The sequence below is a fragment of the Blastococcus sp. SYSU DS0510 genome (assembly GCF_054050835.1).
Map to the genome: position 1 here is coordinate 35,733 of NZ_JBJHAC010000012.1, position 26,766 is coordinate 62,498.

At 74.6% G+C, this 26,766-nt stretch carries 24 protein-coding genes; 11 read left to right on the forward strand and 13 right to left on the reverse strand.

Annotated elements, in window-relative coordinates:
* Positions 1-16: 16 nt before the first annotated feature.
* Together ACI79P_RS11430 and ACI79P_RS11435 are read right to left on the reverse strand one after the other, a co-directional pair.
* Complete coding sequence (locus tag ACI79P_RS11430) at positions 17-637, reverse strand: FMN reductase (RefSeq protein ID WP_456581166.1); 621 nt, start codon at positions 635-637, stop codon at positions 17-19.
* Between the two features lie 52 nt (positions 638-689).
* Complete coding sequence (locus ACI79P_RS11435; protein WP_456581167.1) at positions 690-1,871, reverse strand: LLM class flavin-dependent oxidoreductase; 1,182 nt, start codon at positions 1,869-1,871, stop codon at positions 690-692.
* 209 nt (positions 1,872-2,080) lie between these two features.
* Between ACI79P_RS11435 and ACI79P_RS11440 the strand changes: the two genes are divergently transcribed.
* The 3 genes from ACI79P_RS11440 to ACI79P_RS11450 all read left to right on the forward strand — a co-directional run bounded on the left by ACI79P_RS11440 (position 2,081) and on the right by ACI79P_RS11450 (position 4,582).
* Positions 2,081-2,971 carry a DivIVA domain-containing protein gene (locus ACI79P_RS11440; RefSeq protein ID WP_456581168.1) on the forward strand — a complete coding sequence of 297 codons (891 nt, stop codon included), beginning with the start codon at positions 2,081-2,083 and terminating at the stop codon, positions 2,969-2,971.
* 100 nt (positions 2,972-3,071) lie between these two features.
* Positions 3,072-3,581 (forward strand): universal stress protein, encoded by a 510-nt coding sequence (locus tag ACI79P_RS11445; RefSeq protein WP_456581169.1) that lies wholly within the window; start codon positions 3,072-3,074, stop codon positions 3,579-3,581.
* Positions 3,582-3,661: 80 nt separating this feature from the next.
* The gene (locus ACI79P_RS11450; protein ID WP_456581170.1) at positions 3,662-4,582 is read left to right on the forward strand and encodes an SMP-30/gluconolactonase/LRE family protein; all 921 of its coding nucleotides are present in this window, start codon (positions 3,662-3,664) and stop codon (positions 4,580-4,582) included.
* A gap of 12 nt (positions 4,583-4,594) precedes the next feature.
* On the opposite strand, the gene ACI79P_RS11455 is transcribed toward ACI79P_RS11450, so the two are convergent.
* Positions 4,595-5,248 (reverse strand): TetR/AcrR family transcriptional regulator, encoded by a 654-nt coding sequence (locus tag ACI79P_RS11455; RefSeq protein WP_456581171.1) that lies wholly within the window; start codon positions 5,246-5,248, stop codon positions 4,595-4,597.
* 121 nt (positions 5,249-5,369) lie between these two features.
* Here ACI79P_RS11455 and ACI79P_RS11460 point away from each other — a divergent pair, with 121 nt between their 5' ends.
* From ACI79P_RS11460 to ACI79P_RS11485, 6 genes are all read left to right on the forward strand, one after another.
* Complete coding sequence (locus ACI79P_RS11460) at positions 5,370-6,860, forward strand: flavin-containing monooxygenase (RefSeq protein ID WP_456581172.1); 1,491 nt, start codon at positions 5,370-5,372, stop codon at positions 6,858-6,860.
* Positions 6,860-7,699, forward strand: coding sequence for an SDR family NAD(P)-dependent oxidoreductase (locus tag ACI79P_RS11465; protein WP_456581173.1), 840 nt, complete (start codon positions 6,860-6,862; stop codon positions 7,697-7,699). The genes ACI79P_RS11460 and ACI79P_RS11465 overlap by 1 nt, the downstream gene beginning before the upstream one ends.
* A gap of 40 nt (positions 7,700-7,739) precedes the next feature.
* Entirely contained in the window at positions 7,740-8,750 is a 1,011-nt protein-coding gene (locus ACI79P_RS11470) for a GNAT family N-acetyltransferase (RefSeq protein WP_456581174.1), read from the forward strand.
* A gap of 46 nt (positions 8,751-8,796) precedes the next feature.
* Positions 8,797-9,453, forward strand: coding sequence for a class I SAM-dependent methyltransferase (locus tag ACI79P_RS11475; protein WP_456581175.1), 657 nt, complete (start codon positions 8,797-8,799; stop codon positions 9,451-9,453).
* A gap of 432 nt (positions 9,454-9,885) precedes the next feature.
* A complete protein-coding gene (locus ACI79P_RS11480; protein WP_456581176.1) occupies positions 9,886-10,731 on the forward strand; it encodes an aggregation-promoting factor C-terminal-like domain-containing protein in 846 nt (281 codons plus the stop codon).
* A gap of 159 nt (positions 10,732-10,890) precedes the next feature.
* Positions 10,891-11,271 carry a hypothetical protein gene (locus ACI79P_RS11485; RefSeq protein WP_456581177.1) on the forward strand — a complete coding sequence of 127 codons (381 nt, stop codon included), beginning with the start codon at positions 10,891-10,893 and terminating at the stop codon, positions 11,269-11,271.
* 192 nt (positions 11,272-11,463) lie between these two features.
* On the opposite strand, the gene ACI79P_RS11490 is transcribed toward ACI79P_RS11485, so the two are convergent.
* The 4 genes from ACI79P_RS11490 to ACI79P_RS11505 form a co-directional block, all read right to left on the reverse strand.
* Complete coding sequence (locus ACI79P_RS11490; protein WP_456581178.1) at positions 11,464-11,895, reverse strand: hypothetical protein; 432 nt, start codon at positions 11,893-11,895, stop codon at positions 11,464-11,466.
* Positions 11,896-11,957: 62 nt separating this feature from the next.
* The gene (locus ACI79P_RS11495) at positions 11,958-12,677 is read right to left on the reverse strand and encodes a GAF and ANTAR domain-containing protein (protein ID WP_456581179.1); all 720 of its coding nucleotides are present in this window, start codon (positions 12,675-12,677) and stop codon (positions 11,958-11,960) included.
* Positions 12,678-12,876: 199 nt separating this feature from the next.
* On the reverse strand, positions 12,877-14,283 hold the full coding sequence (pntB, locus tag ACI79P_RS11500; protein WP_456581180.1) for a Re/Si-specific NAD(P)(+) transhydrogenase subunit beta: 1,407 nt from the start codon (positions 14,281-14,283) through the stop codon (positions 12,877-12,879).
* On the reverse strand, positions 14,280-15,866 hold the full coding sequence (locus tag ACI79P_RS11505) for a Re/Si-specific NAD(P)(+) transhydrogenase subunit alpha (RefSeq protein ID WP_456581181.1): 1,587 nt from the start codon (positions 15,864-15,866) through the stop codon (positions 14,280-14,282). The genes pntB and ACI79P_RS11505 overlap by 4 nt, the downstream gene beginning before the upstream one ends.
* Before the next feature lie 306 nt (positions 15,867-16,172).
* Between ACI79P_RS11505 and ACI79P_RS11510 the strand changes: the two genes are divergently transcribed.
* The gene (locus ACI79P_RS11510) at positions 16,173-18,245 is read left to right on the forward strand and encodes a putative bifunctional diguanylate cyclase/phosphodiesterase (protein ID WP_456581182.1); all 2,073 of its coding nucleotides are present in this window, start codon (positions 16,173-16,175) and stop codon (positions 18,243-18,245) included.
* Positions 18,242-19,078: an HDOD domain-containing protein gene (locus tag ACI79P_RS11515; protein ID WP_456581183.1), complete on the forward strand. Its 837-nt coding sequence runs from the start codon at positions 18,242-18,244 to the stop codon at positions 19,076-19,078. Before ACI79P_RS11510 ends, ACI79P_RS11515 begins: the two co-directional genes overlap by 4 nt.
* 124 nt (positions 19,079-19,202) lie before the next feature.
* Here ACI79P_RS11515 and ACI79P_RS11520 read toward each other — a convergent pair whose 3' ends face one another.
* From ACI79P_RS11520 to ACI79P_RS11545, 6 genes are all read right to left on the reverse strand, one after another.
* Entirely contained in the window at positions 19,203-20,366 is a 1,164-nt protein-coding gene (locus ACI79P_RS11520; RefSeq protein WP_456581184.1) for an acyl-CoA dehydrogenase family protein, read from the reverse strand.
* Positions 20,367-20,372: 6 nt separating this feature from the next.
* A complete protein-coding gene (locus tag ACI79P_RS11525; RefSeq protein ID WP_456581185.1) occupies positions 20,373-21,548 on the reverse strand; it encodes an acyl-CoA dehydrogenase family protein in 1,176 nt (391 codons plus the stop codon).
* 167 nt (positions 21,549-21,715) lie between these two features.
* Positions 21,716-23,338, reverse strand: coding sequence for a carboxylesterase/lipase family protein (locus ACI79P_RS11530; protein ID WP_456581186.1), 1,623 nt, complete (start codon positions 23,336-23,338; stop codon positions 21,716-21,718).
* Between the two features lie 126 nt (positions 23,339-23,464).
* Positions 23,465-23,707: a hypothetical protein gene (locus ACI79P_RS11535; RefSeq protein WP_456581187.1), complete on the reverse strand. Its 243-nt coding sequence runs from the start codon at positions 23,705-23,707 to the stop codon at positions 23,465-23,467.
* 43 nt (positions 23,708-23,750) lie between these two features.
* On the reverse strand, positions 23,751-24,920 hold the full coding sequence (locus ACI79P_RS11540) for a 4-hydroxybenzoate 3-monooxygenase (protein ID WP_456581188.1): 1,170 nt from the start codon (positions 24,918-24,920) through the stop codon (positions 23,751-23,753).
* 69 nt (positions 24,921-24,989) lie between these two features.
* Positions 24,990-26,753 (reverse strand): PIG-L family deacetylase, encoded by a 1,764-nt coding sequence (locus ACI79P_RS11545; RefSeq protein ID WP_456581189.1) that lies wholly within the window; start codon positions 26,751-26,753, stop codon positions 24,990-24,992.
* Positions 26,754-26,766 lie beyond the last annotated feature (13 nt).

Consider the following 26,766-nt stretch of genomic DNA (forward strand, 5'->3'; position numbering starts at 1 on the left):
CTCGGACGCCCCGGCCTCAGCTGCCCCGGAGCAGGTCCTCGAAGGAGGTCGTCGGGTCGGCGAAGGGATCGGCCGGGGCGGCCGGGGGCCGGCCGGCCACCAGGTCGGCGAGCTCCCCGGCCGCCCGGCGCACCCGGCCGGTCAGGGCCGGGGTGCCGGTGTCGCCACCGGCCCAGTCCTCCGGGGCGGAGAAGACGGCGGTGGGGGCGACGGTCGCCCGCAGGTAGGCGAAGAGCGGCCGCACGGCGTGCTCCAGCGCGAGCGAGTGCCGGGCGGTGCCGGCCGTGGCGCCGATCAGGACCGGCTTGCCGGTCAGCGCGTCCTTCTCGAGGACGTCGACGAACGTCTTGAACAGGCCGCTGTAGGACGCGGAGAAGATCGGCGTCACCGCGATCAGGCCGTCCGCGCCGACGACGGTGTCCACGGCCGCGCGCAAGGCCTCGTTGGCGAAGCCGGTCGTCAGGTTGTCGGCGAGGTCGCGGGCGTGCTGCCGCAGCTCGACCACCTCGACGGTGGCGGCGACGCCGCGCTCCCGCAGCGCCTCCACCGTCACCGTGGTCAGCCGGTCGGCCAGCAGCCGGGTGGACGAGGGCGTCGACAGCCCGGCGCTGACCACCGCGAGGGTTCGGGTGCTCATCGACCCACCTCCGGTGCAGGAGCGGAACGGCTGCGCCGTGCTGTCCGGCGCATCATCGGACCTCCACCTCGTCCCGGACCTGCCCGGTCACGTCGTCGGCCGGGGCGTGCACCGTCGCGTCCGCCGCACCGCCGGCCGCGGCGACGCGGGCCGCGTGGGTGGGGGCATCGGGCACGTGGGCGGGCTTCAGCGCGGCGAACTCGCGCCGCAGCACCGGCACGACCTCCTCGCCGAGGATGTCCAGCTGCTCGAGGACGGTCCTCAGCGGCAGCCCGGCGTGATCGATGAGGAACAGCTGCCGCTGGTAGTCGCCGACGTAGTCGCGGAAGCCGAGCGTCCGCTCGATCACCTGCTGCGGCGAGCCGACGGTCAGCGGCGTCTCGCGGCTGAAGTCCTCCAGCGAGGGGCCGTGGCCGTAGACCGGCGCGTTGTCGAAGTACGGGCGGAACTCGCGGACGGCGTCCTGGCTGTTCTTCCGCATGAACACCTGCCCGCCGAGCCCGACGATCGCCTGGTCGGCGGCGCCGTGGCCGTAGTGCTCGTAGCGACGCCGGTAGAACTCCACCATCCGCTGGGTGTGCTCCTTGGGCCAGAAGATGTGGTTGTGGAAGAAGCCGTCCCCGTAGTAGGCGGCCTGCTCGGCGATCTGCGGCGAACGGATGGAGCCGTGCCAGACGAACGGCGGGACGCCGTCCAGCGGGCGGGGGGTCGAGGTGAAGCCCTGCAGCGGCGTGCGGAACCGGCCGGACCAGTCGACGACGTCCTCGGTCCAGAGCCGGCGCAGCAGCGCGTAGTTCTCGACCGCCAGCTCGATGCCGTTGCGGATGTCCTGCCCGAACCACGGGTAGACCGGGCCGGTGTTGCCGCGGCCCATCATCAGGTCGACCCGGCCCTCGGCCAGGTGCTGGAGCATCGCGTAGTCCTCGGCGATCTTCACCGGGTCGTTGGTGGTGATCAGCGTCGTCGCCGTCGACAGCTGGAGCGTCGAGGTCCGCGCCGCGATCCAGGCCAGCGTGGTGGTGGGGGAGGAGGAGAAGAACGGCGGGTTGTGGTGCTCACCCAGGGCGAAGACGTCCAGGCCCACCTCCTCGGCCTTCTGCGCGATGGTCAGCACCGCCTTCAGCCGCTCGGCCTCGCTGGGCGTGCGGCCGGTCGTGGGGTCGGTGGTGATGTCGCTGACGGTGAAGACGCCGAACTGCATCTCGAGCTCCAAACTGGTTGAGAGTGCAATCATCTCTGCCCGGCTCAACGCGCGGGACCCCCCGGCTATGCCCGGTCGCCCTGCGGGGTGGGGTCGGAACGATCCGTGACTGTTCCGGCACGCCCCGCCGTGGCACCCCCGGACCGGCCGCGACACGGGTCACGGAGCCGTCACGGTCGACCGCGCGCTCCCGGCGGCTCTGGCAGATTCCGCTCCACCTACTTCCCAGGGGGGCCATCCGGATGCTCCGGCGTGTCGAATTCATCGCCAACCATGTCCAGGACGAGGGGGTGCCGCCGGACGGGCCCGCCGCCCCGTCGCCGCGGCCCGCCGGAGCCCTGGAGGCGCTGCTGGACCACGGGCCCGCGTTCCGGGGCTCGGTGCGCGGCTACGACCGCGTCCAGGTCGACAACTACGTCGCCTGGGCCGAGAACGAGCTCGCCGCCGCTCAGCGCGAGCGCGAGCACCTGCTCGACCGCGTCGTCGCCTGCGGGACGGAGCTGGAGATCTCCCGTCGGCTCCTCGCCGAGCAGCCGGTCGGCCGCGAGCGCCCCGCGGTCAGCGCCCGCGTGGGCGAGGTGCTGCGGCTGGCCGAGGACCAGGCCGCGCAGGTGCTGGACGCCGCCGAGGCCGAGGCCGCCCAGCTGCGCGCCGACGCGCGCCTGGAGGCCGATGCCCGGCTGCGCAAGGCGCACGAGATCAAGGAGCTGGCGATCGAGGTCGCCGACCAGCTGCGGGTCAACGCCCAGCGGGACCGGGCGGAGGGGGTCGCCGCCCTGGAGCAGGCGTGCGACGAGGCCGAGGAGCTGCTGCGGGCCGCGGCGGCGGAGCGGGACCGGCTGGCCGCCGAGGCCGCCGCGGAGCGGGACCGGCTCGCGGCGGAGGCCGCCGCCGAGCTCGAGCGCGCCGAGGAGCAGGCGCGGCGCGACCGGGCCGCCGCCGACGACGCCGCGGGCGCCCACCTGGCCGCCCTCCGCACGGAGATCGAGGACCTGTGGCGCCAGCGCGACCAGGCCCGGGAGTCGCTGCGCTGCCTGACCGACCGGATCGGGGCCGCGCTGCAGGCGGTCGGGGTTCCCCCGGCCGAGGAGCTGGCGCTGCTGGGCGGCCGGGCCGAGCCCGTCACCGGCTGACGGCGCGGCGCGCGCCGCCGGTGGCCTGCGCGGTCGCGGGTGGTGAGAGGCTGGCCGGGGCCGGTGAACGCGCCGGCACAGGGCAACGAGGAGGTCAGCGGTGGACGAGGTCCGTGAGGTCGTTCGGATCGAGGGTGGCGTCGTGGTCGGGCACGACGGCTCCAAGTGCGCGCAGGAGGCGCTGAAGTGGGCGGGGCGGCTCGCCCGGCGCGCCGATGTCGAGCTGCACGTGGTGCGCGCCTGGTCGATGACGACCGCACCGCAGCCCTCGACCTGGGAGCCGGGCTACGTGCCCCCGCTCCCCGACTGGGAGCAGGCGGTGCGCGACGAGCTCACCGCGCACGTGGCGGCGGCCGGGCTCGACCCCGCCTGCCGGGTCACCACCCATGTCGTCCACCGCGCTCCGGTGCCCGGTCTGCTGGCCGCCGCCGAAGGGGCCAGCCTGCTGATCGTCGGCGCGCGCGGCCGCGGCGGCTTCAAGGGCCTGCTGCTCGGCTCGGTGAGCGACCAGTTGGTCCACCACGCCGCCTGCCCGGTCACCGTGGTGCGCACCGGCGCCCAGGGACGCGACTTCACCGCGGACGCGGTCGGGGCCGTCGTCGGGGAGTGAGCCCGGGGGTCGGCGGCTCGGTCGGGCAGACTGCCGCCGGCCCGCGGAGCGACCGCGGGCGGCGAGCTGGAGGAGACGGCGTGCGCGACTTCGCGGGGACGACGGTGGTGCCGGTCGGCGAGGGGCCCGAGGACGTCCTCGTCGACGGCGCCGGGCGAGTGCTCACCGGCCTGGCCGACGGCCGGATCGTGCGCGTCGCCGGCCCGGGCGGGCCGGTCGAGACGGTCGCCCGGGTGCCCGGCCGGCCGCTGGGCCTCGAGCTCCTCGGGAGCGGGGAGCTCCTGGTGTGCGCCTCCGACGCCGGGCTGCTCGCCGTCTCGCTCGCCGACGGCGGCGTGCGGACGCTGGTCGACGAGGTGGCGGGGCGCCGGCTGCGGGCGGTCAACAACGCCGCCGTCGGCGCCGACGGGACGATCTACTTCACCGACTCCTCGCAGCGCTACCTGATCCCGCGGTGGCGGGCGGACCTGGTGCGGCGGACCGCCAGCGGGCGGCTGTTCCGCCGTGACCCCGACGGCACGGTCACCGAGCTGCTCGGCGGCCTGGAGTTCGCCAACGGCGTGGCCCTGGCCGCGGACGGGTCCTGGGTGGCGGCCGCGGAGACCGGGGCGGCGCGGGTCCGCCGGGTCTGGCTGACCGGCGCGCGGGCCGGCACGAGCGAGGTCTTCGTCGACGACCTGCCCGGCCACCCCGACAACATCGCGCTCGGCTCGGACGGGCTGGTGTGGATCACCCTGCCCAGCCCCCGCGTCGCGGCGCTGGCCGCGATCCACCGGCTGCCCGCGCCCCTGCGCGCGCTGGTGAGCCTCCTCCCGCCGGCCCTGCAGCCCAGCCCCGGCCGGACCCTGGGCGTCCTCGCGGTCGACGCCGAGGGGGCGGCGGTGCACCGCTTCAGCGGCGAGATCCCCGGCTTCGAGATGCTCACCGGCGTGCGCGAGGCCGGCGGCAGGCTGTGGTTCGGCAGCCTGACCGGCAACACGGTCGCGACCCTCGCCGTCTGACGACGTCGCGGCTCAGCCCGGCGTGGCCGTGCCGTAGACGGCCGCGAGCCAGATGCCCAGCAGGACCTCGACGACGTCCTGCTCGGCGACGGCGGGGCCGTCCCCGCTGAAGGTCGCGTAGAGCACCCGTTCGTTCATCGACGTGAGGGCGATCGCGAGGTCGCGCGCGGCGAGCCCGGGCGGCGCCGCGCCCCGCGCCCGCTCGGCGTCGATGGCCGCTGCCGACCGCTGCACCCAGCGCTCGACGACCGCCGACCACAGCGCCCGCACCTCCTCGTTGGTGGACCGGGCCTGCGCCCAGGCGACCGTGAGCGCCCGGTGCGCGCGGAAGGTGTCGTGGTAGGTGCCGATCGCCCGGGCCCAGCCGTCCCGCGCCCCGGTCGCCGGGGTGTCGAACGCGTGGCGCATCGCCGCGTCCGCCTCCGCCACCACCCGGTCGAGGAGGGCGAGCAGGACGGCGTCCTTGGACGAGAAGTAGAAGTAGAACGTCGGCCGGGAGATCCCGGCGCCGCGGGCGAGGTCGTCGACCGAGATGGCCGCCAGCGGCCGCTCGGCCAGCAGCCGCTCGGCGGTGACGAGGATCGCGAGCTCCCGGTCGTCCCCGGAGGGCCGGGCCGGTCGCCGGCCGCGACCGGCGGTCTGCGGTTCGCCCGCGGCAGTCGGCACGGGGAGAGGATAGCCAGGGCCGCGCTGTTGTCGACACCGTGTTGACTAACTCGACAGGGCGTCGATAGCGTGCCGGGGTCAGCCCGCGGCCGGTCCACCCGGCGGAGCCACCGGAGAGTGCATGACCACCGAGCACGTGGACGTCCTCGTCGTCGGCGCCGGGCTCTCCGGCATCGGCGCCGCCTGCCACCTCGAGCGGGAGCGGCCGGGCACCAGCTACCTGCTGCTGGAGTCCCGGGCCGCCCTCGGCGGGACCTGGGACCTCTTCCGCTACCCGGGGATCCGGTCGGACTCGGACATGTTCACGCTCGGCTACTCCTTCCGGCCGTGGCGGGAGGCCGAGTCGATCGCCGACGGCCCGGCGATCCGCCGCTACATCGAGGCGACCGCGCGCGAGCACGGCGTGACACAGAAGATCCGATACCACCACCGCGTCGTGCGGGCGGAGTGGTCCAGCGCCGACGCCCGCTGGACGGTCACCGCCGAGCGCACCGACACCGGCGAGCCGGTCACCCTCACCTGCTCGTGGCTGCAGGTCTGCTCCGGCTACTACCGCTACGACCAAGGCTTCCGGCCGGAGTTCCCCGGCGAGGAGCGTTTCCGGGGGCGGCTGGTCCACCCGCAGCACTGGCCCGAGGACCTCGACGTGACCGGCCAGCAGGTCGTCGTCATCGGCAGCGGGGCCACCGCGGTCACGCTGGTGCCCACCCTGGCCGAGCAGGCCGCGCACGTGACGATGCTGCAGCGCACCCCCAGCTACGTCATGTCGCTGCCCGGGCGCGATCCCGTCGCGGAGGTCCTGCGGGCGCGGCTGCCGGAGCGGGTGGCCTACTCGGTGGTGCGGTGGAAGAACGTGCTGACCAGCACCGCGCTCTACCAGCTCAGCCGCCGGCGCCCGGCGCTGGTCCGCTCGCTGCTGCGCCGCGTCACCGCCAAGCAGCTGCCGGCCGGGTTCGACGTCGACACCCACTTCAACCCGCCGTACGACCCGTGGGACCAGCGGCTGTGCCTCGTCCCCGACGGTGACCTCTTCCGGGCCCTCCGCGGGGGTGCGGCCTCGATCGTCACCGACCGGATCGCCACCTTCACGGAGGACGGCATCGAGCTGGCCTCGGGGGAGCGGCTGGCCGCCGACGTCGTCGTCACCGCGACCGGGCTGAACCTGCTGCCGGTCGGCGGGATGCAGATCGCGGTCGACGGGGAGCCCGTCGAGCTGCCGGAGCGGGTCTCCTACAAGGGGATGATGCTCTCCGGCGTGCCCAACTTCGCCATGGTGATCGGCTACACGAACGCCTCGTGGACGCTCAAGGCCGACCTGGTCAGCCGCTACGTCTGCCGGCTGCTGGACCACCTGGACGAGCACGGCTACGCGTCGGCGACGCCGGTCGCCCCGCCGGAGGGCGGCGGCGCGCCCTTCCTCGACCTCACCGCCGGCTACGTGCAGCGCGGCCTCTCCGGCCTGCCGCAGCAGGGGCGGCGCGCCCCCTGGCGGCTGCACCAGAACTACCTGCGGGACGTCGCCATGATGCGCCGGGGCCCGCTGGAGGACGAGGGCATGACCTTCCAGCCCCGCGTGGCTGCCGCGGCCGGCACCGAGCGGGTCGTCGCCTGATGGGGCCCTACGTCTTCGCGGGCGGGACGGCGGTCGTCACCGGCGCGGCGAGCGGCATCGGCGAGGCCCTGGCCGGGCAGCTGGCCGGCCGGGGGAGCCACCTGGTGCTGCTGGACCGCGACGCCGAGCGGCTCGCGGCGGTGGCCGCGCGGCTCACCGCCGACCACCCCGCCCTGCGGATCGTGACCCACGTGGTCGACCTGGCCGACGACGAGGCGACCGCCCGCGTGGCCGCCACGCTGGTGGCCGAGCACCCGGAGACGACCCTGCTGGTCAACAACGCCGGCGTGGCCCTGGGCGGGCGCTTCGACCAGGTCAGCTTCGGGGACGTCGAGTGGCTGCTGTCGATCAACCTGCGCGCCGTCGTCCGCCTCACCCACGCGCTGCTGCCGGTCCTGAAGGCGCACCCCGGCGCGCACGTGGTGAACCTGTCCAGCGTCTTCGGCATCTTCGCCCCCGCCGGCCAGGTCGCCTACGCCACCAGCAAGTTCGCCGTCCGGGGCTTCAGCGAGGCGCTCCGCCACGAGCTGGCGGAGGACGGCGTCGGGGTCACCGTGGTGCACCCCGGCGGCATCCGCACCCGCATCGCCGAGAGCGCCCGCACCGGCGCCGGCGTCTCGGTGGAGGAGTACGAGGAGGGCCGCAGGCAGTTCAGCAAGCTGCTGCGCATCCCGCCGGAGGTCGCCGCCGCGCAGATCCTCGCGGCGGTCGAGCGCCGTCGTCCCCGGCTGTTGATCGGCTGGACGGCGAAGGTGCCCGACGTCCTCGTGCGCCTGCTCCCCGGCACCTACTGGCGGCTGATCGCCCGGCGGGCGGCGCCGACGAAGCCTGAGCGCTGAGGCCGGAAAAGCGGTTGCCGCCCCCGGTAGAACGGGAGGTGTGAGCGACCGCTCCTGGCGCATCGTCGAGCTCGGACCCGACGACGGCCTCTTCCCCTCCTGGTGCGAGGTGTGGTCCGCCGCGGGCCGGGACGCCCGGCCCGCGGACCCGCCCCGGCCGGCGCAGGAGCACGTCGCGCTGGGCCGGGAGCTGGTGGCGGCGGGTGGATCGCGCGACGGCACCCACCGGGCCGCCCTGGCGGACGGCGCGGTCACCGGCGCGCTGCGGATCGTCCTCCCGCTCAAGGACAACCCGTCGCTGGCGGTGGTCGACCTCGCCGTGCACCCGGCCGCCAGGCGGCGCGGCCTGGGGAGCGCGCTGCTGGCCGAGGCCCGGGGCATCGCCGCCGCGCACGGGCGGACCCTGCTGGTGACCGAGGTCGACGAGCCCGGCCCCGGGGCGCCGGGCCGGGTCTTCGCCGAAAGGCACGGCTGGAGCTGCGATCTGGTGGAGACCCGCCGGGAGCTGGCCCTGCCGGTCGACGCGGACCGGTTGCGGGCGGTCGAGGCCGGGGCCGCCGCGGCCGGTGCCGGGTACGGGATCGTCACCTGGCGGGACCGGACCCCGGACGCGCTGCTGGCCGACCGCGCGCTGCTGGAGCGGCGCATGACCACCGACGCCCCGCACGGCGAGCTGCCGGTGGGGGAGGAGGAGTGGGACGGCGACCGGATCCGCGAGTACGAGCAGACCCACGTCGCCCGGGGCCGGACGGTGCTCAGCGCGGGTGCGGTGACCGACGGCCGGCTGGTCGGCTTCACCGACCTGCAGATCCCGCTCGCCCAGCCGGTGCTCGCCCACCAGGGCGGCACGCTGGTGCTGCGCGAGCACCGCGGGCGCCGGCTCGGTGCGCGCATGAAGGCCGCCGTGCTGCGCGAGCTGGCCGCCGGCTACCCCCAGGTGCGGCGGATCAGCACCTACAACGCCGAGGACAACACCCCCATGGTCGCGGTCAACGAGGAGCTCGGGTTCCGCCCCGCGGGCGCCCTCTCGTCGTGGTCGGCCCGGCTCTGAGCCGGGGCGCTGCGGGGCCGGCGGTCCGGTGCGGTTGACTGCCCAGGTGGACCGTCCCATCCCCGCGGAGTTCCTCCGGGCCCACACCCGGCCGGTGCGCCCGGACCTGGTGCCCGAGGTCGAGTTGCTGGTCGCCGCCGACGTCGTCGCCCTCTGGGAGGCGATGGAGAGCGAGCACGGGCGCACCTCCACCGACCCGCCGTTCTGGGCCGCGGCCTGGCCGGGCGGGCAGGCGCTGGCGCGGTACGTCCTCGACCACCCGGAGCTCGTGGCCGGGCGCGCGGTCCTCGACCTGGGCGCCGGCAGCGGCCTGGTCGCCGTCGCCGCCGTCCTCGCCGGGGCGAGCGCGGTGCTCGCCAGCGACGTCGACCCGTACGCGCTGACCGCCGTCACCGTCAACGCCGGCCGGAACGGGGCGGCCGGCATCACGCCGGTCGGCGACGTGCTCGGTGCGGACCCGCCGGACGTCGGCGTCGTCCTGGCCGGCGACGTCTGCTACGACCGGGAGATGACCGACCGGGTCCTGCCCTTCCTGACGGCTGCCCGGGCGCGCGGCGCCGAGGTTCTCGTCGGCGATCCCGGCCGGGTGTACCTGCCCGAGGACCGGCTGGAGGCGCTGGCGACCTACGACGTACCCGACACCGAGCCCTCGCCGACGGGGCCCCCGCCGGTGCGCCGGACGACCGTGTGGCGGCTGCCCTGAGGCCCGTCTCACCAGCGATGACCGCCGGGGGATTGTCACGGACGCATAACGGTGGTTACCGTGGCTCCGCCCGGCCGGTCGTCCACTCCCCACCGGGGAGGTCCGCCGGGCGCCGCCGAGTCGCCTTCCGGGGCGAGCCGGGGACCACCGCAGCACTGACCCCCCTGCGCCGGGCACGTCCCGTCGCGGGCAGCAGCGCTGCTCCCCCGTCAGCTGACCCGGTAGGCGGCACACGGAAGAAAGGGAGAGCCGCCGCATGGCGAGCCTGCGGGCCCACCTTGCACGGAACCGCAGCCGGTACGGAGCCTCGCGCGCGCCTTCCCCGCGCTGAGCGCCCGGGCACCCGCCCGATCCCCGCTGCCACTCGACCACCCCAGCAGTGGTGCCGCCCGTGCGGCCCGCCGCGCCCTGCCCCTGGAGCAGTTGCACCCCATGAAGCTTCGCGCCACCTCGATCACCCGCGCCCACCGTCCCGCGACCGGGGGCCGCGCCGCCCGTATGCGCCGTCCCGCGCTGCTCCTGGCGGTCGCCGCGGCGGGCGGGCTGCTCGTCAACGGCGTCGTCGCCACGGAGCCGGCCGCGCAGGCCGAGCCGCAGCTCGCGTCGGTCAGCGTCGCCGACCAGCTCGGGATCACCGCCGACGCCCCGGCCGTCGACCCCGTCGAGTCCGCCGTCGCGAGCCTCGCGCCGCTGGCCGCCAGCCGCAGCGAGCGCGCCGCCGAGCAGACCGCCGCCGCCGAGGCCCGGGCCGCCGCCGAGCAGGCCGAGCTGGACCGCCGCGCCGCCGAGGAGGCCGCGCGCAAGGCCGCGGAGGAGGAGGCCGCGCGCAAGGCCGCCGAGGAAGCGGCTGCCCGCAAGGCCGCCGAGGAGGAGGCCGCCCGCGCCGAGGCCGCTCGCCAGGAGGCCCCCCGCACCTCTGCCCCGGCCGCCCCGGCCGCCCCGGCTCCCGCCCGCAGCGCCCCCGCGCCGGTCGCCGCTCCGGCCCCGGCCGGCGGCTCCTTCAAGGACTACGCGATGGGCAAGGTGGGCTCCGGCAGCGAGTTCTCCTGCCTCGAGAGCCTCTGGGGCAAGGAGAGCGGCTGGAACCCCAACGCGCAGAACCCGCGCAGCACCGCCTACGGCATCGCGCAGTTCCTCGACTCCACCTGGGCCGGCACCGGCATCGCCAAGACCTCCGACGGCTACCGCCAGATCGACGCCGGCCTGATCTACATCACCAACCGCTACGGCTCCCCGTGCGGCGCGTGGGCGCACTCGCAGTCCGTCGGCTGGTACTGAGCGGACCCGGCGTCCACCCCACCGCTCGCCGGCTCCCGGCGGGACCCGGGACGGGCCCGTCCCGCTGAGGCACAGGAAGCCCTACCTGCGTTCTCGAAGCCCTCGCCCCGCGGCGGCGGCCCTGCCTAAGGTCGGTCCGCAGCCGATCGAGGGGGAGCGATGACCGAGGCCGACGACGACCGGACGACCCCGCAGAGCGGGATGATCGGCCGGTCCATCGACGAGTTCGTGAGCCAGCTGCGGTTCTTCAGCGACCGTGCCCGGAACCTCGCCGGCAGCGCGACGTCCCGCCTCCCGCTCCCGGCCTTGCCGACCCCGCCCGGGGCGATGTCGGCCGCCCAGCTCCGGGCGGTGAAGGAGATGGTGACGGCGCAGCGCAGCTCGATCGCGGCCATGCGCGCCCAGCTGGACGCCTTCGACCAGCAGCTCGCCGTCTTCGAGCGGATCCTCGACCCGCTGGTGGAGTGGAGCTCCACCTGGGCCCGGCTGGAGGAGGCGGTCGGCGACATCGTGCGCCGGGAGCCGCCCGCCCAGCAGTGATCGCCGGCCGTCCGGTGACCTGACCGGCGGCGTCCTCTCGAGCCAGGCGCGGACCCGTGGCGCGCCACGTCGACCGTTATCCCCAACAACCGTCCCGTCCGAGAGCAAGAGCCGGACGAACGCACCGACGCCGAGGATCCCGGCGCCCGAAGGCCCGGGCCCCCTCCCGACCGGGCCCTCGGACACCCTCGCTCAGTAGCCGTCGTCCTCGTCCGCGGGACGGCGGCGCAGGAGACCGGTCACCGAGCCCACGCGGGTCTGCGCCTGGCGGAGGCCGTGGATGAGGGGCATCAGGTCGTCGTGGATGCGGCGCAGCGTCTCGGGGACGGTGTCGACGGCGGGGTCGTCCAGCACCCGGCCGACCCGCTCGATGCCGGGGCGTAGCGCGCGCACCGGCTCCTCGAGCTCCTCGACCAGGCTCTCCAGGCGCTCGGCCATCCGCTGGGCGGAGGCGATGGTCTCCCGGGCGGAGGTGGTCGCGGCGGTCAGCTCCCGCACCGTGCCGTTGAGGTCGGCCAGCGTGCGGGGGAGCTGGGAGAGCGCCTCCGTCTGGGTCTGGAGCAGCGCCAGCAGCTCGCTGAAGCCGGGGATGCGGGGCATGCCGAGGCCGCGGAAGGGATCCACCCCGACACCGTCGGTGACCGGCGTCCCCGGCGCAACCCGGCGCGGGTCGGGCCGGGCGGTGGTCAGCGCGGGCGGAGCTCCCCGGTCATGACGAACTGCGCGGCGACGTCCCGGACCTTGGTGTTGCTCTCCATCGACACCCGGGCCAGCAGCTGGAACGCCTGGTCGGCGGTGAGCTTGTGCCGCTCCATGAGGATGCCCTTGGCCTGGTCGATCACCGCGCGGTGCTGCAGGGCGGCCTGCAGGTGCTCGGCCCGCTCCACCGCGGTCTCGTACAGGTACATGTTGGACACCGGGCCGACGGCGTAGGCGGCCAGCCGGGAGACCAGCGAGCGGGTGCGGTCGTCGGCCACCGAGAAGTTCCGGGCGTAGACGTTCATGGCCCCCGAGACCCGCTCCTGCACCGGCAGCGGGTAGGACAGGGTGCTCTCGCACCCCTGGGCGGCCGCCTCGGCGGCGAACTCCGGCCACCGCGGCTCTGCGCGTGTGTCGGGCACCGCGGTCGGCCGTCCCGTGGTGGCGGCCTCCAGGCACGGTCCGGAACCCAGGCGGTACTGCAGCTCGTCCAGCCGCAGGGCGAGGTCGCCGCTCGAGGCCACCGTGGTGGGCCGGCCGTCGTCGAGGATCGTGACCGAGGCCACGGGCCGTCCCGGCAGGATGGGGGTGGCCAGCTCGGTCACCGTGCGCAGCACGGACTCCAGCGAGTGCTCCGCGAAGGAGAGCTGGGCCAGCTCGTCGAACGCCGGTTGGACGTCGAGGGCATCGTCGTCGGGGGGTGTCACGGGTTGCACTCCGTCGGGTCATGCACCGGACGAACGTGCGCCGGCGGTCAGTGAGGGGGTTCCCGCGTTGTTCCAGGATCCCTCGGAGCCGGACCCGGGGGCCCGGCCGCGCGCCGGCTGTGTGACGCGTGTGTGGCTCGGTCCAATATAGCCAGCCGTCGGGGGGACCCCCGGACGGCGTGCGGCGACGGAGGCCTGCTCAGAGCGCCTTGAGGATGTCCTCGACCCGCTCCCGGGCGTCGCCGAACAGCATGCGGCTGTTCTCGCGGAAGAAGAGCGGGTTCTGCACGCCGGCGTACCCGGTGTTCATCGACCGCTTGAAGACGACGACGTGCTCGGCCTCCCACACCCGCAGCACCGGCATGCCGGCGATCGGGCTGGTCGGGTCCTCGGCCGCGGACGGATTGACGGTGTCGTTGGCGCCGATGACCAGGACCACCGAGGTGCCGGCGAGGTCGTCGTTGACCTCGTCCATCTCCAGGACGATGTCGTAGGGCACCTTCGCCTCGGCGAGGAGGACGTTCATGTGCCCGGGCAGGCGCCCGGCGACCGGGTGGATGCCGAAGCGCACGTCGACGTCGTGCGCGCGCAGCTTCCGCGTGAGCTCCGCGACGGCGCTCTGGGCCTGCGCGACCGCCATGCCGTAGCCGGGGGTGATGACCACCGACTTCGCCTCTCGCAGCAGCTCGGCGGTCTCCTCGGCGGAGATCTCTGTGTGCTCGCCGTAGTCCACGTCGGAGGCGGCGACCGCCCCCTCGTTGCCGAAGCCGCCGGCGATGACCGAGAGGAACGAGCGGTTCATCGCCTTGCACATGATGTAGGAGAGGTAGGCACCGGAGGAGCCGACGAGGGCCCCGGTGATGATCAGCAGGTCGTTGCCGAGGAGGAAGCCCGACGCCGCGGCCGCCCACCCCGAGTAGCTGTTGAGCATCGAGACGACGACGGGCATGTCGCCGCCGCCGATCGACGCCACGAGGTGCCAGCCCAGCGCGAGGGCGAGCACGGTGACGACCGAGAGCACGAGCAGGTTGGGCTCGGCCACGAACACGACGGTGAGGACGGCGAACAGCGCCAGGGCGCCCAGGTTGAGCCAGTTGCGCCCCGGCAGCACCAGCGGGTTGCTCTTGATGCGGGCCGAGAGCTTGAGGAAGGCGACGATCGAGCCGGTGAAGGTGACCGCGCCGATGAAGACGCCGACCACCACCTCGCCGGAGTGGATGCCGGCCTCGGCGCCGGTGAGCACCGACCCGCCGTCGGCGCCCTCGACGGAGAGGTAGCCGTTCCAGCCCACGAGCACCGCGGCCAGGCCGACGAAGCTGTGCAGCAGCGCGATCAGCTCGGGCATGCCGGTCATCTCGACCTGGCGGGCCCGCCAGAGGCCGATCGCGGCACCGATCACGACCGCGACGACGAGCAGGGTCAGCCCCACGGCCGAGATGTCACGGGTGGCCAGGCCGACGGTGGCGGCCAGCGCGATCGCCATGCCGGCGATCCCGTAGGCGTTGCCCGCCTTGGCCGTCTCGTGCCGCGACAGCCCGGCCAGGCTCAGGATGAACAGCAGGGCGGCGACGATGTAGGCCGCGGCCGCGGCGGTGGTGGCGGTCATCGGGCGACGCTCTCCGTGCTCGGGCCGCGGGAGAACATGCCCAGCATGCGGCGGGTGACGGCGAAACCGCCGAAGACGTTGATGCTGGCCACGAGCGTCGCGACGAACGCGAGCGCGCGGACCACGCCGTCGTCGCTGCCCAGTTGCAGCAGCGCGCCGACCACGATGATCCCGGAGATGGCGTTGGTGACGCTCATCAGCGGGGTGTGCAGGGCGTGGTGCACGTGGCCGATGACGTAGAAGCCGACGACGACGGCGAGCGCGAAGACGGTGAAGTGCCCGAGGAGCTCGTCGGGGGAGAAGGCGGCCACCAGGAAGAGCGCCGCAGCGGCGAGGCCCACCAGGGCGAACCGGCGCGCGGGCGCGGGCGTCCGCTGCGGCACCGCGGGGGTGCCCGCCGTGGCGCCGGCGGGGGGAGCGGGCGGTGGCGGGGGCGCCGCCGACACCTGCACCGGCGGTGGGGGCCAGGTGAGCTCGCCGTCGCGGACCACCGTGATCGCCCGCTGGACGACGTCGTCGAAGTCGAGGACGAGCTCGCCGTCCTTGCCGGGGGTCAGCAGCTTGAGCAGGTTGACCAGATTGGTGCCGTAGAGCTGGGAGGCCTGGGCGGGCAGCCGAGCGGGGAGGTCGGTGTAGCCGATGATGGTGACGCCGTTGGGGGTCACCACGACCTCGTCGGGCACGGAGCCCGCCACGTTGCCCCCCTGCGCGGCGGCCATGTCGACGATGACCGAACCGGAGCCCATCGAGGCCACCATCTCCTCGGTGATCAGCCGCGGGGCGGGCCGGCCGGGGATGAGCGCCGTGGTGACGATGATGTCCACGTCGCGGGCCTGCTCGGCGTACATCTGCGCCGCCCGGCGGTTGAAGTCCTCGCCCATCTCGCGGGCGTAGCCGTCTGTGCTCCCCGGACCCTGGCCGCCCTCCTGCTCCCCGGCGGGGACGGCGACGTACTCGCCGCCCAGCGAGCGCACCTGCTCGGCCACCTCGGGCCGGACGTCGGTGGCGCGCACGATCGCGCCCAGGCTGGACGCGGTGCCGATCGCGGCGAGCCCCGCCACGCCGGCCCCGGCGATCAGCACCTTCGCCGGGGGCACCTTGCCCGCAGCGGTGACCTGGCCGGTGAAGAAGCGGCCGAACACGTTCGCCGCCTCGATGACCGCCCGGTAGCCGGCGATGTTGGCCATCGAGGAGAGCACGTCCATCGACTGCGCCCGCGAGATCCGGGGCACGGCGTCCATGGCGAGCACGGTGATCGGGCGGGCGGCCAGCGCCTCGACGAGGTCGGGGTTCAACGCCGGGCTGAGGAGGCTGATCAGCGTCGCGCCGTCGGCCAGCCGGCCGATCTCCGACTCGGCCGGGGCGTTGACCCGCAGCACGATCTCGGCGCCCCACGCCTCGGCCGCCGTGCCGATCCGGGCACCGGCCCCGGCGTAGGCGTCGTCCGGGAAGCTGGCCGCCGACCCGGCGCCGGACTCCACCACGACGTCGTAGCCCAGCTGGACCAGCTGCGTGACCGTCGCGGGTGTCGCGGACACCCGCGTCTCACGTGGCCGCGTCTCGCGCGGAACTCCGATCTGCATCGTGGCGCTCCATTCCTCGGTGGGCAGGCCTCGTCGCCCGCCCGCCAGTGGCGGGGTCCTTCGCGGTGCCGGGTGAGTGGGACGGATCTTGCCTGTTAACGCACGGTGGCGGTGCCTGGCTGCGCGAATGTGAGGCACGGCACGGCGAGTCGCCCGACGACGGCGACGCACCGCGGTCGGCGGGCGGCCGGTATCCCCCGAACGGGGGGCGGGCGCCCTGTCCGGGTGCAGGGGGCAGGGGCGACCGGCCGAAGACCTCGGTGGCGGGTCCAGACCTCGGCGCCTGCTCGAACCGAGGGGAGGACCGTGTCCGTCATCCTGAACCGCCCCGACGACCGGGTGCCGCCGGAGATCATGGCCTCGGTCTTCTACGGCGCCACGGTCAGCGACAGCCTGGCCATCGTGGTCGTCGAGATGGTGGCCGGCCGAGCGTGCCTGAGCTGGGGCAACGCCGGTGCCGGGGAGCTGCTCGGCTACGGCCTGGACGACCTGCGCGCCCTCCCCGTCGAGCACCTGTTCCCGAGCCTCGGGGGTGGCGAGTTCACGCTGCTGCTGCGCCGGGAGCGGGCCGCCCGGATGACGCTGCCGGTCCGCACCGCCAGTGGCGCCCGCATCGAGGCGCTGGTCACCACGACACCGTCGCCCGGCGGCCGGATGTGGACAATGCGCGTCGTCTCCACCGACAACGAGCTGGAGCGTGCGCTGCGGTCGACCGCCGACGCCCACGAGCGACGCTTCTCCACCCTGACCGAGCGGTCGCCGGTGCCGACGCTCCTCTCCGAGCAGGGGATGCGCCTGGCGCACGTCAACGACGCGTTCTGCAGCCTCGTCGGCCGCCGCGCCGAGCAGCTGCTGGGCACCGGGTGGATGGACACCGTGCACGCGGACGACCTCGACACGGTGATCGAGCAGGTGTCGGCCGCGCTGGACGGCGAGGAGGCGGAGGCCCAGGCCCGCCTGCGCCGCTCGGACGGGTCGGTCCGCACGACCGTCATCCGCTTCGCCCACGTGTTCACCCCCGGGGTGGGTGCGGGCTTCGTCGGCACCATCGAGGACATCACCGACCGGCTGGCGTTCGAGGCCACGCTGGCCCACCAGGCCGACCACGACCCGCTGACCGGCCTGCCGAACCGGACGCTGCTGGCCCGCCATGTCGCGGAGCGGTTCGTCCCCGGCGCCGGGTCGCTCGCCTGCCTCTTCCTCGACCTGGACAACTTCAAGGTCGTCAACGACTCGCTGGGGCACACGGCCGGCGACGAGCTGCTCACCGAGGTGGCCGACCGGCTGCGGTCGGTCGTCCGCCCGGGGGACCTGGTGGCGCGCTTCGGCGGCGACGAGTTCGTCGTGGTCTGCGAGGAGGTCGACCAGGATGCCGTGGTGGCGCTCGCCGAGCGCATCACCGCCGAGCTCGCCCGGCCCGTGCGGCTGGGTGGCGTCGACGTGCGCCCGCACGCGAGCGTCGGCGTCACCGTGCAGACCGAGGAGCACTCCGGCGCGGAGGAGCTCATCCGCGACTGCGACATCGCCATGTACCAGGCCAAGGCCGGGGGCAAGGGGCGGATCACCGTGCTCGACCAGCGGGCGCGCGAGGAGGCCCGGGACAAGCTCCGGCTGGTCGCCGAGCTGCGCGACGCCGTCGAGCGGCGCGAGATCACCCTGCTCTACCAGCCGATCCTCGGCGCCGACGACGGGCGCCCGATCGCCGTCGAGTCGCTGGCCCGGTGGACCCACGCCGCGCGCGGCCCGATCAGCCCGACGGTGTTCGTGCCGCTGGCTGAGGAGAGCGGGCTGATCGCCGGCCTCGGCCTGCTGGTGCTGGACGAGACGTGCCGCCAGCTGGCCGAGTGGGACCGCGCCCTGGGGCCGGCCGCACCCCCGCGGGCCAACGTCAACGTCTCGGCCCTGCAGCTGGACGCCAACCTGCCGCCGCAGGTGACCGAGGCGCTCGGGCGGCACGGGCTGGACGCCTCCCGGATCTCGGTGGAGATCACCGAGTCGGCGCTGATGAAGGACCCCGACTCCGCCCGCGAGGTGCTCCAGCAGCTCCGCGACCTCGGCGTGGAGCTGGCGATCGACGACTTCGGCACCGGCTACTCGTCGCTCGCCTACCTGCGGCACCTGCCGGTGGACTGCCTGAAGGTCGACCGGTCGTTCGTCGCGGAGCTCGCCCACGGGCACGGCGAGATCGCCTCGGCGGTCATCGCGCTGGCCGGCAGCCTCGACCTGAGCACCGTCGCCGAGGGGGTGGAGACCGCCGAGCAGGCCGACGAGCTCCGTCGCCTGGGCGCCACCCACCTGCAGGGCTTCGGCCTGAGCCGGCCCATGACCGGGGAGCGCACCGCCGCCTGGTTCGCGTCCCACGGAGAGGGCACCCGGTGACCGTCACCCCGCTGCCGGTCGGCGCCGAGTCGGCTCCGGTCTTCGACCTGGAGAAGGTCCTCGCGGGCATCGACACGATGGCGGCCCAGCGCCCGGTCGCGGCGCAGATCGTGTCGGTCGCGAACTCCGACGGCACCAGTGCCAGGGTGCTGTCGCGGATCCTGGCCTCCGACGTCGCTCTGGCCGGGCGCGTCATGAAGCTGGCCAACTCCGCCTACTTCGGCCTGCGCGGCCGCGTCACCTCCCTGCAGTTCGCCGTCACGGTGATCGGCTTCACCACCGTCCGGACGATGGCGACGGTCGCGCTCACCGGGCTGGACGACGAGTCACGGCTGCCGGAGGACTTCTGGGACGTGACCACCTGCCTGGCGCTCGCGTCCTCCACGCTGGCGCCCCGCTTCGGGGAGCGGTCGCAGGACGCCCTCTGCGTCGGGCTGCTCGCCCAGATGGGCGCCGCGCTCCTGCACCACGGCGACCCCGAGGGCTACGGGGCCCTCGTGGCCGAGCACCCCGGCTTCGCGGCGCGGCGGAGCGCCGAGCTGGGCCGCTACGGCCTCCACAGCGTCCGGCTGACCGCCGTCGCCCTGGAGCAGTGGGGCTTCCCGCACACCATGACCAACCGGCTCAACCAGGTCGACGACCACGCCTCGCTGGAGGGCGGGCTGCTGCGGGCCGCCTTCGAGGTGGCCGCACGGCTCACCGCGGAGGAGCACGAGGCGGTGCCGATCGGACGGCTCACCTGCGGCCAGCTCCGCGAGGACGACCTGGTGCCGGTCCTCGACTCGGTGCGGGCCGACGCCGACGAGCTCCGCCGGGCGATGCTGGCCGACTGAAGAAGGACCCCGTCGCCCCCCAGCACTCGCTCCGCTCGCGCCGGGGCCCTGCGACGGGCCACGCGGCGGAGCCCCGCCCCCCGCGAGGGGGACGGGGCTCCGACGGGCCCGGCAGGGGTCGCGTTCAGACTGCGTACGGCGCGCCCAGCGGGTCGACGGTCTTCCGCTCGCCCACCGTGCGGGCCAGCCGCGCGGCGGCGAAGTCGCCGTCACCGAGCAGGTGGTCGATGGCGGTGAGCCGGCTGGTGTAGTGCCCGACGGAGTACTCCGCGGTCACGCCGATGCCACCGTGCAGCTGGATGGCCTCCTTGCCGATGTGCCGGCCGGCGCGGCTGGTCTGCAGCCGGGCACGGTCGGCGGCGGAGACGACGTCGCCGCCGGCGTCCTGCACCATCGAGGCCCACAGGGCGGTGCTCCGGGCCAGCTCGAGGGACACGTACATGTCCGCCGCGCGGTGCGTCAGCGTCTGGAACTTGTTGAGCGTGACGCCGAACTGCTTGCGGGTCTTGAGGTACTCCGCGGTGGTGCGCAGGGCGGTGTCCATCGCGCCGATCGCCTCGTGGCTGTACGCGATGCGGGCCTCGGCGAGCGCCCGCTCGACGGCGGCGGTCTGGTCCGGGTGGGTGGGGGAGCCATTGGCGCCCAGCAGGGTCGCCGGGGTGCCGTCGAAGCGGACGTTGGCCGCGCGGGTGCCGTCGTGCGTGCGGTAGCCGGTGCGGGTCAGGCCCGCGGCGTCCCCCTGGACGAGGAACAGCCCGGTGCCGCCGTCGACGACCGCGGTGACCACCAGGACGTCGGCGCGGGCGCCGGTGGGCACCGGCTCCTTGACGCCGGTCAGGGTCCAGCCGTTCCCGGACGGGGTGGCGGTGACCCCGGCTGCGGAGGCGCTCCACCGGGTGCCGGGCTCCGCGTGGGCGAAGGCCGGGACCGTCGTCCCCTCGGCGATGCCCGCGAGGAGCTCGCCCTTCTGCTCGTCGGTGCCGACGGCGGCGATCAGGCCACCGGCCAGCACGACCGCCTCGATGAAGGGCTCCGGGGCGATGACCCGGCCGATCTCCTCGGCGACGATCGCGACCTCGATCGGCCCGGCGCCCATGCCGCCGTGCTCCTCGGCGAATGGCAGCCCGAGCAGCCCCATCTCGGCCAGCCGCGCCCAGGTCTTCTCGTCGAAGCCCGGGTCGTTGGCGACGACCGTGCGGCGCTGCTCGCTGTCGGAGTAGGCGCGTGCCAGCAGGCCGCGCACGGCCTCCCGCAGGTCGCTCTGCTCGCTGTCGAAGGTGAAGTCCACGTCAGATCACAGCCCCAGGATCGTGCCGGCGATGATGGTGCGCTGAACCTCGTTGGAGCCTCCGTAGATGGAGACCTTCCGGTAGTTCAGGTAGTGCGGCGTCGCGACGCGCGCCCAGTCGGGCACGTCGGAGCCCTCCTCGGCGAACGAGGCGATCGAGAGCGGGCCGGCGATGTCGACCAGCAGCTCGGTGGCGGCCTGCTGCAGCTCCGAGCCCTTGAGCTTGAGCACCGAGGAGGCCGGGTGCGGCTTCCCGTCGGCGGAGTTGGCCACCACGCGCAGGGCGGTGAGCTCCAGGGCCACCAGCTCGTTCTCCACCTCGGCGATGCGCCGGGCCATGAACGGGTCCTCGAGCAGCGGGCGGCCGTCGACGGTGATCTCGCGGGCGTGGTCCTTGGCCTGCGAGAGCATCTTCTTGGTCGCGCCCACGCGGGCGATCCCCACGCGCTCGTTGCCGAGCAGGAACTTGGCGTAGTCCCAGCCCCGGTTCTCCTCGCCGATGAGGTTCTCGGCGGGCACGCGGACGTCCTCGAAGAAGACCTCGTTGACCTCGAAGCCGCCGTCGATCAGCTCGATGGGCCGCAGCGTGACGCCGGGGGTGTCCATCGGGAAGACCAGCATGGAGATGCCGCGCTGCTTCTTCTCCGCCGTCGGGTCGGTGCGCACCAGGCAGAAGATCCAGTCGGCGTGCTGCCCCAGGGTGGTCCAGGTCTTCTGGCCGTTGACCACCCAGTCGTCGCCGTCGCGGACGGCGGTCGTGCGCAGCGAGGCGAGGTCGGAGCCGGCGTCGGGCTCGGAGAAGCCCTGGCACCACCAGATGTCGAGGTTCGCCGTCTTGGCCAGGAAGCGCTCCTTCTGCTCCTGGTTGCCGAAGGCGGCGATGACCGGGCCGATCATGGAGGTGTTGAAGGCCAGCGGCTCGGGGACCCCGGCCAGCTGCATCTCCTCGCGCCAGATGTGGCGCTGCAGCGGCGTCCAGTCCCGCCCGCCCCACTCGACCGGCCAGTGCGGCACGGCCAGGCCGGCGGCGTTGAGCGCGCGCTGGGCCTCGACGTACTCCTCCTTGGACACGTGCCGGTGGGCCGCGACCTTGTCGCGGATCTCCTGCGGCACCTGGGTGGTGAAGAAGGTCCGCATCTCTTCCCGGAAGGCCTCGAGCTCCGGGGACAGCTGCAACCGCATCGGTCCTCATTCCTGACGGCGGCAGGTGCCGTCTCGACGTAGTGCCCCCGACGATCCCACACGGGCTACCGGTGGGTAGGAGCGGCACCCGGGGGACGGCGCGCCGCTCGCGCGGACGGGCCCCGGGCAGCACGCGCTGCCCGGGGCCCGCCCCGGATCCGGTCCGGTCAGCTCAGGGTCGACCAGAACGCGCAGTTCGCCTCGGTGGCGACGTCGACCGGGCCGATGCCCTCGTCCGAGGCGATGTCCAGCCCCTGCACGTCGGCCGGGGCCCGGTAGCGGGTCCACGTCGGCACGTCCCGGCCGTTGGGGTTGCCGTGGGCCGCGAAGTTGGTCCAGTAGCGGACCATCGCCGTCGAGAGCTCCTCCTGCTCGGCGGTCAGCCCGTCCCCGAACAGATCCGGGAACAGGTAGGGCAGCTCGGCGGCGTGCTGGGCGTCCTCCGGGTAGTCCGGGTACGGGAAGTCGTACAGCGGGTCGGCCGTCTCGTCGCGGAACTGGTAGGCGAACACCGGTGCCGGCACCGGAGGACGGGCCAGCGTGTCGTAGGCGTCGACGTGCGAGCAGGTGGACAGGGCGCTCCCGGCGTCGCTGTTGACGGCGGCCAGGGCGCGCAGCGGCGACGGGTACGCGGCCGCCGGGTAGCGCGCCCGCACCTCGCCGGCGGCGTCGCCGAACACGCCGTCGAGGACGGTCGCGTAGTCGGCCTCCGTGAAGCCGTCGGCGGCCAGCCCGGCCACGGTCGGGTTCAGCGGCGTGAACAGCGTGTTCTCGTCGCTGAGGTTGCCGTGCATGACCGGCACCCGGGCGTGGTCCCCGGCCGCGATCGCCTCGGCCGGCTGCACCGGCAGCGCCGACCCGCCGACGACGAAGGCGCCGCCCGGCCAGGCGTCGAGCAGCTCCTGCACCGGCGTCTCCCGCAGGCAGGCAGCGACGTCGGCCGCCGGGTCGCACCCGACGGTCCCGGCGACCCGGGCACCCTTGGCCTCCGCCGTCTCCACCGTGTCGTAGGGCGCGGTGCAGCTGTAGCTCTGCGCGATGGCCCGGTCGAACAGGCCCCGTGCCGACGGCGAGGTCAGCTGGGCGCAGACCGCCGAGCCGCCGGCCGACTCGCCGAAGATGGTGACCCGGCCGGGGTTGCCGCCGAAGGAACGGATGTTGCGCTCCACCCAGCGCAGCGCGGCCTGCTGGTCGAGCAGCCCGGCGCTGCCGGAGGCGACGTCCCCGTTCTCCCGCGAGAGGTCCTCCTGGGCCATGAACCCCAGCGCGCCGAGCCGGTAGTTGATGGTGACGACGACGACCTCGCCCTCGAGCGCCAGCTCGGCGGCGTCGTACCGGTCGCCGCTGCCCGTCTGCCACGAGCCGCCGTGGATCCAGACCATCACCGGCAGGTTCCCCCGGGGCGTGTCCAGGCCCGAGGGGGTCGTGACGTTGAGGTACAGGCAGTCCTCCTCCACCGACGACGTCGGGTTCGTGGCGCTGGGCTCCTGCGGGCAGGCGCTGCCGGGGGTGGTCGCGTCGAGGACCCCCTCCCACGGCTCCGCCGGGGCCGGTGGCCGGAACCGCAGGTCGCCCACCGGCGGCGCGGCGTACGGGATGCCCTCGAACAGGCGGTAGCCGTCGGCCGCGGTGCCCGCGACGGCGCCCTCGGTCGTCTGCACGACCAGCGGGGCGCGATCGGGGGCGGCGCCGGCGGGCGCCGCGGCGGCCAGGGCGCCCGCGGTCAGGGCGGTGCCCAGCCCGAGCGCGAGCAACGACCTTCGGGCAGGACGTGGGGGAGTGGTGCGCACGTGACCTCCAAGGAGTGCCGGCCGAGCCCTGGGGTGAGCTGGGCCACAGCACCTGAGACACTAGCCAGAGCTGTCTCACCCCGTGTGGCGGAGGTCACGCTCGGCCCGGGGTGGCCGGAGCGGTGCTCAGCAGCCGGGGAGGGGCCGGCCGGTCATCCGCTCGAGGACCTCCACCCAGGCGGCCCGGACGTCGCGGGGGCGGTCACCGACGACGTCCAGGAGGCCGGTGCCGGTGCCCGGCCCGGTGCCGACGACGGCCTCGAAGCCCAGGCGCGTCACCAGCGCGTTGATCTCGTCGAGGTCGAGCCCGGCGTCGACCAGGGGCTGCACCAGCCATGCCGTCTCCTGCTGCGGGGCGGTGGACTCCACGCACCTCATTCGGGCGACGGCCGCCCGGCGGATGCACCCTCCGCTACTCGACGGGCAGGCCGGTGTAGTTCTCGGCGAGCTCCCGGGCGGCCGCCTCCGAGGAGCAGATGCGCCGCAGCTGGGAGAGCTGCAGCTGGGCGTCGAAGTCGTCGCCGGAGGTGTGCAGCATCGAGGTCATGAACCAGGAGAAGTGCGTGCACCGCCAGACGCGGGCCAGCGCCCGGTCGGAGTAGGAGTCGACCAGGTCGGTCTGCTTCTCGGCCAGCAGCCGCACCAGCGCCTGTGCCAGCAGGGTCACGTCGGCGACGGCGAGGTTGAGCCCCTTCGCGCCGGTCGGCGGGACGATGTGGGCGGCGTCCCCGGCCAGGAACAGGCGGCCCCGCCGCATCGGGCTGCTCACGAACGAGCGCATCGGCAGGATCGACTTCTCGGTCACGGGGCCGGTGCCGATCTCCCAGCCGTCGAGCGCGAAGCGGCGGGAGAGGTTCTCCCAGATGCGGTCGTCCGACCAGTCCTCGATCTTCTCGGTGGGGTCGACCTGGAGGTAGAGCCGGGAGACCGAGGGCGAGCGCATCGAGTAGAGGGCGAACCCCTCGGGGTGCCAGGCGTAGATCAGCTCGTCGGTGGCCGGCGCCGCGTCGGCCAGGATGCCGAGCCAGGCGTAGGGGTAGGTGCGCTCCCACGTCCGCCCGGCGGCGGCGGCCTGCACCACGGGACGCGAGACGCCGTGGAACCCGTCGGTGCCGGCGATCACGTCGCACTCGAGCACCTGGACCACCCCGTCGGCGTCGGTGAAGCGGACGCGCGGGTTCTCCGAGTCGACCTCCTCCGGGGTGACGTCGGAGACGTCGAACAGCAGCGGCGGCCCGCCGTCCAGCTGGGCGGCGATGAGGTCCTTGGTGACCTCCGTCTGCCCGTAGACCCACACCCTGCGGCCGCACAGCTCCCGGAAGTCCAGCTGGTGGCGGGTGCCCGGGTACTGGAGGTAGATGCCGCGGTGCTCCAGGCCCTCGCGGTGCAGCCGCTCGCCCAGCCCCGCGTCGGTCAGGGTGTCGACGGTGTGCTGCTCCAGGATGCCCGCCCGGATGCGGGCCTCCACGTACTCCCGCGAGCGGTTCTCCAGCACGACCGAGTCGATGCCCTGCAGGGCGAGCAGCCGCGAGAGCAGGAGTCCGGCGGGGCCGGCACCGATGATCGCTACCTGGGTGCGCACGGGGGCAGTCTCCCGCCCGCCGCCCCCGGTGTCGCCAGATCCTTCCGTCCAGCGGAGGAGCACATCCGGTCAGACGATCTCCCCGACCGTCCGCCAGGGCCCCCACTCCCCGTCGGCGGACCGGGTGCGGTGCGTGAGCGCGCCGCCCGCGTCGACGACGGCCACGACCAGCCGGCCGTCGGGAGTGGCGGCGGCGGTGGGGTGGTCGGTGACGAACCCGCCCAGGTCGGTCCACGGGCCGTAGTGGCTGTCGGGGGCGACCTGCTGGGTCACCGAGAGGCCCCCGCCGGCGTTCCGGGCGACGCAGGCGATCCGCCCGTCCACGGTGGCGTTCGCCGTGGGTCCCGTGCCGCCGTGCCCCCCGATCGAGGTGGCCGATCGCCACGCGAGGTCGCGGTCCTGCCAGCTGGTCGCGACGTCCGCCGTCCCCGCCTGGCGGTAGTGCACCTCCGGTCGCCCGTCTGCGTTGACGGCGAACGTGGCAGGGCTGGCCGGTGGCAGGCTGGGCAGCGGGCCCGGCAGGAGCGCGCCGCCGGGGACGGTCTGCCGCCAGAGGACCAGTCCGGTCCGCGAGGCGGCGACGACCTCGATGCGCCCCGTGACGTCCAGCAGCGCGTCGCACGGGTCCTGCAGGTCCGTGCCGCCGAGATCGGACCAGGGGTGCCAGCCCCCGTCGGCCTCCTGGTGGCGGCTGGACAGGCCGCCGCCGGCGTTGACGACGACGACCTGCAGCCGGCCGTCCGCGTTCGGCGCGAGGGCGGGGCTCCCGACGTACCGGGCGGCGTCGCCGGGGTTCGGCGTGCCCAGGTCCGTCCACGTGCCGGTCAGGGGGCGCACCGCCACCCGCCCGTCGTCGGTGCGGGCGGCGAGGTGGGTGCTGCCGTCGGCCCCGGCCGCCGCGACGACCGTGGTGACCCCGGCGCCGAGGTCGTCGGGACCGAGGTCCACCGGGCCCTGCCAGCTGCCCGGACCGGTGAAGCACGCCACCCGGCCGTCGCGCACGGCGAACAGGCGCACCGCGCCCTCGCCGTCGGTCGCCGACCACCGGGTTCCGCGGGAGGTCCGGTAGTAGGAGCGGTCGGTCGCGCCGAAGACGTCAGCCGCGGCCGGGTCCCAGGGCTGGTACGCCGTCGCGAACAGCTCCCGCTTGCGCGCACGGGTCGCGCTGTCGAGGTTCACCGGGTGCTGCCCGACCCCGTAGTCGCGGTGCTCCACCACGTAGGGCAGCCACGTGCCCTGGACCGCCCGGTAGCGGCGCACCGCCTCGAGGGCGAGGGCGGTCGCCGCGCGGTGGTCCGGGTGCGACTGCGGCACGTCGTACCGGTGGTCGGCGAAGCGCTCCGTCACGTGCAGCACCGTCGGCCGGTAGCGCTCCAGGAGCCCGCGCAGCACCGCCACCGCGTCGTCCTGGTCGTACCGCTGCACCTGGTCCACGAGACCACCGGCAGCCGGAACGGTCTGCAGGGTGGCGCCGGAGAGCAACGAGGAGAGCCGGCCGTCGGGCAGCCCCAGGAAGGTCACCCGCACCTCGGGGCGATCACCGAGCCGGAACTCCTCGACACGGTGGCCGCCGACCTGCACCACCTCGCCCACCCACTCGTCCTGGAGGGTGCGGTTCGGCACGGCGGCGGAGATCCGGTAGGCGTCCTGGACGCCGCGTCGCCGGTCGCGGGCGCGCGACGACGCCTCCTCGAGGGGGAGCAGCGCGTCCCCGGCGCTGACGTAGACCACGGTGGTGGGGAGCCCGGCGTGGATGCCGGCGTCCAGATCGGGGTTCAGGAAGAGGAGGTCGTCGTCGGGATGGGCGACGACGGCCAGGACGGAGGCGTGCACCGGCCTCCCCTCC